Annotated in this window: 8 protein-coding genes and 1 pseudogene; 2 read left to right on the top strand and 7 right to left on the bottom strand. The window is 70.3% G+C overall.

Translation table 11 applies throughout. The features are described from left to right. The 4 genes from ABD810_RS03465 to ABD810_RS03450 all read right to left on the bottom strand — a co-directional run. A partial coding sequence (locus ABD810_RS03465) for a TetR family transcriptional regulator (RefSeq protein ID WP_344934063.1) occupies nt 1-267 on the bottom strand: 267 nt, incomplete at its 3' end. A 131-nt stretch (nt 268-398) separates the two neighbouring features. Next, a complete protein-coding gene (locus tag ABD810_RS03460) occupies nt 399-1385 on the bottom strand; it encodes an NAD(P)-dependent alcohol dehydrogenase (RefSeq protein WP_344934060.1) in 987 nt (328 codons plus the stop codon). Between the two features lie 213 nt (nt 1386-1598). Next, nucleotides 1599-2255: a response regulator gene (locus ABD810_RS03455; protein WP_344934056.1), complete on the bottom strand. Its 657-nt coding sequence runs from the start codon at nt 2253-2255 to the stop codon at nt 1599-1601. Then, nucleotides 2252-3370 carry a sensor histidine kinase gene (locus tag ABD810_RS03450; RefSeq protein WP_344934054.1) on the bottom strand — a complete coding sequence of 373 codons (1119 nt, stop codon included), beginning with the start codon at nt 3368-3370 and terminating at the stop codon, nt 2252-2254. Before ABD810_RS03450 ends, ABD810_RS03455 begins: the two co-directional genes overlap by 4 nt. 175 nt (nt 3371-3545) lie before the next feature. Between ABD810_RS03450 and ABD810_RS40935 the strand changes: the two are divergent. Continuing rightward, nucleotides 3546-3899 (top strand): annotated as a pseudogene (locus ABD810_RS40935) (hypothetical protein); the annotation flags it as partial. Nucleotides 3900-3963: 64 nt separating this feature from the next. Next, a complete protein-coding gene (locus ABD810_RS03440) occupies nt 3964-5097 on the top strand; it encodes a DUF2079 domain-containing protein (RefSeq protein WP_344934049.1) in 1134 nt (377 codons plus the stop codon). A 7-nt stretch (nt 5098-5104) separates the two neighbouring features. Here ABD810_RS03440 and ABD810_RS03435 read toward each other — a convergent pair whose 3' ends face one another. The 3 genes from ABD810_RS03435 to ABD810_RS03425 are packed head-to-tail and all read right to left on the bottom strand — an operon-like array spanning nt 5105 to nt 8285. Further along, complete coding sequence (locus ABD810_RS03435; protein ID WP_344934046.1) at nt 5105-5470, bottom strand: DUF742 domain-containing protein; 366 nt, start codon at nt 5468-5470, stop codon at nt 5105-5107. Further along, on the bottom strand, nt 5470-5859 hold the full coding sequence (locus ABD810_RS03430) for a roadblock/LC7 domain-containing protein (protein WP_344934043.1): 390 nt from the start codon (nt 5857-5859) through the stop codon (nt 5470-5472). Before ABD810_RS03430 ends, ABD810_RS03435 begins: the two co-directional genes overlap by 1 nt. Continuing rightward, nucleotides 5859-8285 (bottom strand): sensor histidine kinase, encoded by a 2427-nt coding sequence (locus ABD810_RS03425; protein ID WP_344934041.1) that lies wholly within the window; start codon nt 8283-8285, stop codon nt 5859-5861. The genes ABD810_RS03430 and ABD810_RS03425 overlap by 1 nt, the downstream gene beginning before the upstream one ends. Nucleotides 8286-8319: the final 34 nt, after the last annotated feature.

Raw genomic sequence — 8319 nt, 5'->3', positions numbered from 1 at the left:
GGCGAGCAGCAGATCCGCGATCGACCGGTTCGGGTCGGCGGCGAGCAGGTCGGCCAGCAGCCGTGGCCCGTGTGCGCGCAGCGCGACCACCAGCAACTCCGCCTTGGAGCCGAAGTGCGCGTACAAGGCGCCGTTGCTCACCCCCGCGGCCGTGGCGATGTCGGTGACGCGCGTGCCGTCGTAGCCGCGTTGGGCGAAGGTCTCGGCCGCCGCGTGCAGCAACCGCTCGCGGGTTTCGGCGGCGGTGACGCCTGCGATACGCCCCATGCGTGAATTAAAAGAGCGTTTATTTGATACGTCAACAGTTATGCGGGAAGTCCTCGGAACAGAGCACGATGACCGCTACGCCCAGCGGCTCCGGCAGAACCCGGCTCGGAACCCGCGGCCGTGGGGCGGGTTCAGAGCGTGATGACGACCTTGCCTCGGGCGTGGCCCTCTTCCTGGTATCTCATGGCCGCCGGAATCTCCTCGAACGGGTAGCTCCGGTCGATGACGGGTGTGACCTTGCCCTGCTCGATGAGCTCGGTCAGCGTCAACAGGTTCCGCTTGTTCTCCACGTATCCGACCACGTCGGCCACGGACATCCTCTGGGACACGAACGGTGCCACCGCGATCACCGAGAACGCGTGACCGGCGGGTTGCACCCATCGGCCCGGCTGCCCGCCGACCACGACGTAGGCCCCCTTGCGAGTCAGCACCCGCCGGCATGCCGTTGCCGAGTGGCTTCCGGCGATGTCCACCAGCAGGTCATAGCGCCGCCCGTTCCGCGTGAAGTCCTCCTTGGTGTAGTCGATCACCTCGTCCGCGCCGAGCGATCGGACCAGCTCCACGTTCCGCGTGCTGCAGACGCCGGTGACCTCCGCGCCGAGCGCTCGGGCGATCTGCACGACGAAGGTTCCCACGCCTCCCGAAGCCCCGTTGACGAGGACCTTCTGCCCCGGCTCGATCCGTCCCTTGTCCCGCAGGGCGAGCAGGGCGGTGGCGGCCGCCAGCGGTACCGCCGCCGCCTGCTCGAACGACAGGTTCTTCGGTTTCGGCGCCAGTTCGTCTTCCCGGCCGCATACGTACTCGGCGAAGCCGCCCTGCTTGAGCAACCCGAACACCTCGTCGCCGGGACGGAACGCCGTCACGTCCTTGCCGACCGCCTCGACCTCCCCCGCAATATCGGCGCCCAGGATGCCGAGCTTCGGATTGCGCAGCCCGAGACCGCCGGGCATCAGGCGCGCGATGTACGGCTCCCCTCTCATGTGGTGCCAGTCGTAGGGCTGGACGGAGGTGGCGCGCACCCGGACCAGCACCTCGTCGTGGCCGGGCGCGGGTGTGTCGACATCCGTGAGGTCGAGGACGTCGGGTGAACCGTACGAGCGCAAGACGAACGCCTTCATCGCATTCTCCTCATCCACTGCGAGCAGCCGCTACGAACTGCAGGATCAGTGTGACGAGGCCCCAAGTGGCGGCTCAACCGCCGAAAGTACGACCTTGTCGCGGCCGATCGGCCGACTACGACCAGACCCGTATCACCGCATGCCGCCGACTTCGATCAGGCCCGCGGCACCGCGTCAAGAATGATCCGGGCGCGGGCGCCTCCCGCGCCCGGATCATTTCCTGACGCGGTTGGTCTCGTAGGCCCACATGGCGATCTCGACGCGGTTACGGACGCCGAGCTTGGTCATCAGGCTCGCGATGTGGCTCTTGACGGTGCTCAGAGTGATGTGAAGCTCGTCGGCGATCTCGCTGTTGGTCCGCCCACGGGCCACGGTGATGAGGATCTCCTCTTCTCGGCCGGTGAGCGCCTCGATGAGCGGCGCCGGCCGTGAGGCCGGCCCGGCGTGGGCGAAGGCTTCGAGCAGTCGTGCGGTGATGCTCGGGGCGATGAGCGCGTCGCCGTCGGCGGCGGCGCGGATGGCCTGGGAGAGCAGGTCGGGACCGGCGTCCTTGAGCAGGAAACCCCGGGCGCCGGCCCTGAGTGCGGCGTAGACGTACTCGTCGAGGTCGAAGGTGGTGATGACGACGACGGCGAGGGGGTCCTCGACGGCGGGTCCCGCGAGGGAACGGGTGGCTTCGATGCCGTCGAGGCGGGGCATGCGAATGTCGAACAGGCACACGTCGGGGCGCAGGCGCCGCGCGAGCTCGACGGCTCGCCGCCCGTCGGCGGCCTCGCCGACGACCTCGATGCCGGGCTGGGCGTCGAGGATCATCCTGAGCCCGGTGCGGGCGATCTCCTGGTCGTCGGCGACGATCACTCGGATGCTCATGTCGCCATGCCGGTTCGGGGCAGCACGGCGGTCACCGTCCAGCCCCTCACGGGATTCGGGCCGGCTACGCAGGTGCCGCCGAGCAGGTGAGCGCGTTCGATCATGCCGATGAGCCCATATCCCGGCGGCGCGCCCGGGCGCAGGGGACCGCCTTCGCCGTCGTCGCTCACACGCAGGTGCACCGACGTGGCGTCGGCCGCGACGCGGACCTCGATATGGGTGGCGTGACGCGCGTGCCGCCGGGCGTTGGTGACCGACTCCTGGGCGAGGCGGTAGATCGCGGCCCCGACCGCCGGCGGCAGGTCGTCGAGGTCGCCGAGGATCTCCACGTTGACGGCCGGACCGACGCGGGCCGTGCCGGCGAGCTGTTCGAGATCGGTGATGGTCCGGCCGGGCGCCAGCTCCGCCGGTTCGTTCCTGCGCAGGACGCGGACCATGGCGCGCATCTCGGCGAGGGCGCGCGACGCCTCAGCCTCGATCACGTGGAGCGCCTCGGTCGCGGCGTTCGGTCGCGACGCCGATGTGGCGATGCCCGCCTGTGCGCGGATCGCCATCGCCGAGACGTGATGGGCGACGATGTCGTGCAGGTCGCGGGCCAGCTGTTCACGTTCGAGCAGCTTGACGTGGTCGAGCTCTCGCATCCTCGCCCTGGCCCGGTAGCGGAACGCCCCGCCCAGGGCGATGGCCGAGAACATGACGGCGAAAGCGGCGACGGCGTCGGCGGAGGCGAGGCGGCCGGAGGCCATCGAGAGGAAGACCGCTGTCAGCATGATCGGCAGCCCGAGCACGGCCTCGCGACCCGACCCCCACCGGAACAACGAATACACCACGAGCAGCAGGTACGCCATGGTGTGCGTCTCTGTGCCGTCACCGTTGGTCAGCAGCGGGGTCACGCTCGTGGTGCCGAAGACGATCGCGACCATCAGCAGCGGTCTGGTCCGGCGCCACAACAGCGTGGCGATCAGCCCGATGGTGACGGCCACCGAGAGGACCCGCCACGGAAGATCGGGCCGCAGGATTCCCTCAAGCACCGCGGTCGGCACGAGCACGCCCACGAGAACCCAGTCGCGCCACACCCGCCGCGGCGGATTGGGGGGACGGGGCTCGTTCCACACGGAGCGAACAAGGCCCTGCACGCACTCATGGTACGAGACCCGAGCCGCTGCGGAAGGTGCCCGGCAGGAGACACGTGATCGTGGTGACGGACCGCTTCGCATGGCCTCTTTGTCATACTTAAGCTCGATTACAAGTTGATCTCACCGTTCCTCCTTCGTCCCGGACGAGTGAATAGTGTCGCTGACCGGTGTGCGTGCAGATCGACGACCTCAGGGGGTGGGAGCCGCGCTGTTCCTAGTGGCGGTCCCAGGGCGCGCCCGGGAGGTCGTGACGGCGGCGCTGAGGCCCTCGACGCGGACCCGGCATGTGATCGCCGTGACGGCCATCGTCCTCGCCTCGACGGGCGTCTCCGCGCTGCTGGGCCTGGTCAGGTTCGACCTGTACCGGGCGACCAGCCTGGATCTGACGCTCTTCGACCAGGCGGTCCGGGGCTTCGCCTCGTTCGGCGCGCCCACGAGCCCGCTGCGGGGCGTCACGATCGGCCAGGGCATGGACTTCATCCAGCTCGGCGAGCACTTCTCGCCGATCTTGGCGGTGCTGGCCCCGCTGTACTGGGTGCACGATGGGCCCGAGACGCTGATCGTGGCCCACCGTGCTGTTCGCACTGGCGATACCGTTCCTGTGGCTGTTCACCCGGCGCATGCTCGGCACCGGCTGCGCCTACCTCGTCGTCGTCGCCTACGCCGTCTCCTGGCCCGTGGCCCGGGCCATGAACTTCGACTTCCACGAGGTGGCGTTCGCTCCGCTCCTCACCGCTGTCATGATCGAGCGGTTCAGCGCCGGCAAGCACGCGGCCACCTGGCTCGCCGCGATGGCGCTGCTCCTGGTCAAGGAGGACATGGGGCTCATGGTCGCCGGCTTCGGCGGTTACGTCATGCTGCGGGGCCAGCGTACCGACGGGGCCATGTACATCGCGTTCGGCCTGGTGTACACCTTCTGCGTCCGCGCACTGCTGATCCCGTCCCTCGGCGGGGATCCCGACATGTACTGGGCCTACGGCGGGCTCGGCCAGGACATCCCGCACCTGGCGGCACGGGCGGTCACCGATCCGCTGACCGTCCTCGGGACGCTGTTCAGCCCGCAGGTCAAGATCGACACGCTGGCGTTCCTGCTGTGGCCGACGCTGCTGGCATGCCTGTTCTCGCCGCTGACGCTCATGGCACTGCCACAGTTGCTGGAGCGCATGCTGTCGGACCGCGTCCACTGGTGGGTCACCGACTTCCACCACAGCGCCTTCACCGTGGTCGTGCTGCTCTGCGCGGGCGTCGACGGCGCGACCCGCCTGATCCGATGGGTACGACGCCGCCGTCCCGGCACCGATGAGCGCGGCGCGGCGCTGGTCTGGGCGGCGGGCGTCTGCGTGGTCGCGTTCACGCTGATCCCCCGGTTCCCGTTCGACCAGCTCATCCGGCCGGAGTTCTACGAGAAGCACGCGGACGTCGTCGCGGCGGACGAGGCGGTCGCGGCCGTGCCGTCCGGGGTCGTGGTCGAGGCCGTGAACCACGTCGGCCCGCACCTGTCCGCGAGAACGACGGTGCTGCTGTGGGAGGACAAACCGCCGGCGGCATCCTGGATCGTGGCCGACACCGCCCACGTCGCCTACCCGTGGCCGTCACCCGACCGGCAGCGGGAACGGGTGAACGAGCTGAAGGGCCTCGGTTACCAGGTCCTCTTCGACCGCGAAGGCTATGTGGTGCTCCATCGCGCCGCGGCCCCGCCTCGGTGAGCGGGGTCTACAACGCCTGGAGCCCCTTGATGACCTCCTGGAGGATGCCGGCCTCGGCGGACGGGGTCGTGGCGGCCGGAGGCCGGGTCAGGATCAGGCCGTGGGTCAGCAGGTCGTCCAGGAGGAGGCGGATCACGCCGAGGGGCAGGTCGATGTCGGAGGCCACCTCGACCACCGGCCGGGCCCTGCGGACCATCGCCAGCAGCCGCCGGTGCTCGGGACCCAGGTCGGCCGTGTCGGGAGCGGCCTCCGTGCCGGTGGCCACGATCAGGGTGAGGAGATCGAACGACTTCGCGGACGGCGGAGTCCTGCCCCTGGTGAGGGCGTACGGCCGGACGACGGGACCGTCGTCGATCCACTCCGTTCCGTCCATCACACGGCGCCTCTCGGGTGCGTGGTCAGGTGCTGGCCGACCCTGCCGACCAGGCGGGCCATCTCGTAGGCGATCAGTCCTGCGTCGGCCTCCATCATGCTCATCACAGCCAGGCAGCTTCCGTTGCCCGCCGCCGTGACGAACAGCAGCGCCGCCTCCATCTCCACGATGGTCTGCCGTACGGCGCCGCCGTCGAACCGCAGGCTGGCGCCCTTCGCGAGGCTCTGGAACCCCGCGGCGACGGCGGACAGATGCTCCGCGTCCTCCCGGGAGAGGCTTCCCGAGGCGGCGACGCGCAGCCCGTCGTTGGACAGGATGATCGCGTGCCGGACGTCCGTCACCCGCGTCACGAAGTCATCGAGCAACCAGTTCAGCTCGGTCGACACCATCACGCCTCCTCGCCGTCTCGTTCACTGTCGGCCCGGCCACGCCGCCAGCCCGATTGGAGGGAGTTCAGCAGAGCCCTGGACTCCTCGGGGGATCTGCCTGCGGGCGGCCGCGCGTCCGGCCCCGGCTGCCCCGTGACCGCCCGCGTGTCGGTCACCGCCTGTGTCTCGGTGGGCGCCCGCGTCTCGGTCGTCGCCTGTGTGTCGGTCGGCGCCCGCGTCTCGGTCGTCGCCTGTGTGTCGGTCGGCGCCCGCGTCTCGGTCGTCGCCTGTGTGTCGGTCGGCGCCTGTGTCTCGGTCAGTGCCCGCGCGTCCGCCGGCGCTCTGGTCTCCGTGGCCGCCTGGGCGGGGGACGCCTTCACCCCGGTCCCCTGTTTGAGCTGCGGCGCCAGGTTGGCCTGCCGTACGCGCCGGGGAAGCCGGTCCTGGCCGGACGCCGGCGCGCCCCCGGAGGCCGGGCGCCGCGCGAGAGCGTGGCCGGCGCCCTGGTAGCGCGCGGGCATCGCCGGTCCCGCGTGCGCGGCCACCGGCTCCACGTGCGCCTGCGCCGTGATCAGCCACTCGGGGATGAGGATGATCGCGGCCGTCCCCCCGTACGGCGAGCTGCGAAGCTCGACCCGGATCCCGTGCCGGGCGGCCAGCCGGCCGATGACGAACAGGCCGAGACGCTCTGTCTCCACCGGGTCGAACTCCGGGGGACGTGACAGCTTCTCGTTGATCGTGTCACGTTCTTCGTGTGACATGCCGAGTCCCCGGTCCTCGACCTCGACCGCGAATCCCCGGGCGACGAGCTCGCCGCGTACGGTGACCTCGGTGTGGGGCGGGGAGAACGAGGTGGCGTTCTCCACCAGCTCCGCGCACAGGTGGATGACGTCGGCGACCGCGCCGCCCGCGATCGTGGCGTCCGGCATGGGGTGGACGCGGACCCGTGTGTAGTCCTCCACCTCACCGATGGCCGCGCGGACGACGTCCATGACCGGCACGTCCTGACGGAAGGAGCGGCCCGGCGAGTCGCCCGACAGGATGACCAGGCCCTCGGCGTGCCGCCGCATGCGGGTGGTGAGGTGGTCCACGCGGAACAGGTCGCGCAGCGTCTCGGGCTCCTCCACGCGCCGCTGCATGCCGTCGAGCAGCTTGAGCTGGCGCTGGAGCAGCGACTGGCTGCGTCTCGCGAGGTTGCGGAACGCCTTGCTCACCGCGTCGCGGAGCCGGGCCTGCTCGACCGCCGTCTCCACCGCGGTGCGCTGCACGCTGTCGAAGGCGGAGCTGAGGTCACGGACCTCGGTGGTGGTGGCCGTGACGGTGAGCGGCGGCACCTCCATGTCCGTGTCCACGTCCTCGCCCCGGCGCAGGCGTTCGATGACGCGCGGCAGCCGTACGGTGGCCAGCTCCGTGGCGGCGGCCCGCAGCTCGCCGAGCTCCCTGGTCAGGCCCCGGCCCACCCGGAACGCCACGATCAGCGACGCGACGACCGCGAGCAGCCCCAGCGCGCCGGCGAGGCCCGCTCGGACGAAGGTGACGATCGCCGCCGGTTCCGCGCTCGCGGCCAGCGCCGCGCCGGCCTTGGTCAGGGTCGCCTGGTAGGACCTCTCCACCTCGTCCGCGACCGATCGCCAGGCCGCGTGCGAGATGGTGCGGCCGTCTCCGTAGAGGATCTGGGCCTCCATGGCGATGAATCCCCGGTACGCCTCCGACCTCACCAGCTTCTCGAAGGGCTCGCGGGTCGCGGGTTGGAGCTCGGGCAGCGCCTGGTCGAACAGGAACCGCCGGGTGGTGGCGAGCTCCGAGAACAGCCGCAGCTCGCCCGGCGACATCGGATGGCCGGCGATCAGCGCCCCCGCCGCCAGGGCCCGCTGGCGCGACAGGAAGTCCTTGGAGTAGGCCATCGCGGTCAGACTGTGGGACTGCTGGTAGAGCTCCACGTCGTTGGTCGCCGACATGCTGGTGACGAGCTTCTGCATGCCGTCCGGGAACTGCGAGAAGGCGTGGGTGAGCGTGACCAGGTCGATGGATCCGCTGTCGACGGCCGCCCGGGTCGAGTCCAGCCGGTCGAGCCTGGCCATCATGTCCTCGAACCTGGCGCGCATCGCCGGTGTCGAGAGTGCCGCCTGTGCGTCGTCCGTCAGGGCCATCCGGCGCAGGCGGTCCCTCAGCTTGTCCGACTCATGTCGCTGCGCGACCAGCGCGCTCTGCGCCCGTTCGGACCGGGCGCCGAGGAGCTCCGCGGAGAGTACGTGCTCACGTTGCAGGGCGATGGCAAGCTCGTCGCCCGGCTTGCCGATGTCCTCGTAGAGCGAGGCGACATTGAGCAGGTTCGCGGACTCTCGCAGGGTGACGCTCGCCCCGAAGGCCCACAGGACTCCGAGGGAGAGGAGCGGGATCACGAGCAATGCGGAGATCTTGAACCGGACGGACCTGCTCGATGTCATGACACCTCATCGGTCGGCGGGTTGCCGTCATGGA

The sequence above is a fragment of the Sphaerisporangium flaviroseum genome, assembly GCF_039537005.1.
Lineage (GTDB): Bacteria > Actinomycetota > Actinomycetes > Streptosporangiales > Streptosporangiaceae > Sphaerisporangium > Sphaerisporangium flaviroseum.
Note: the sequence above shows the minus strand (reverse complement) of the source record. Positions and strands in the feature narration are given on the sequence as shown.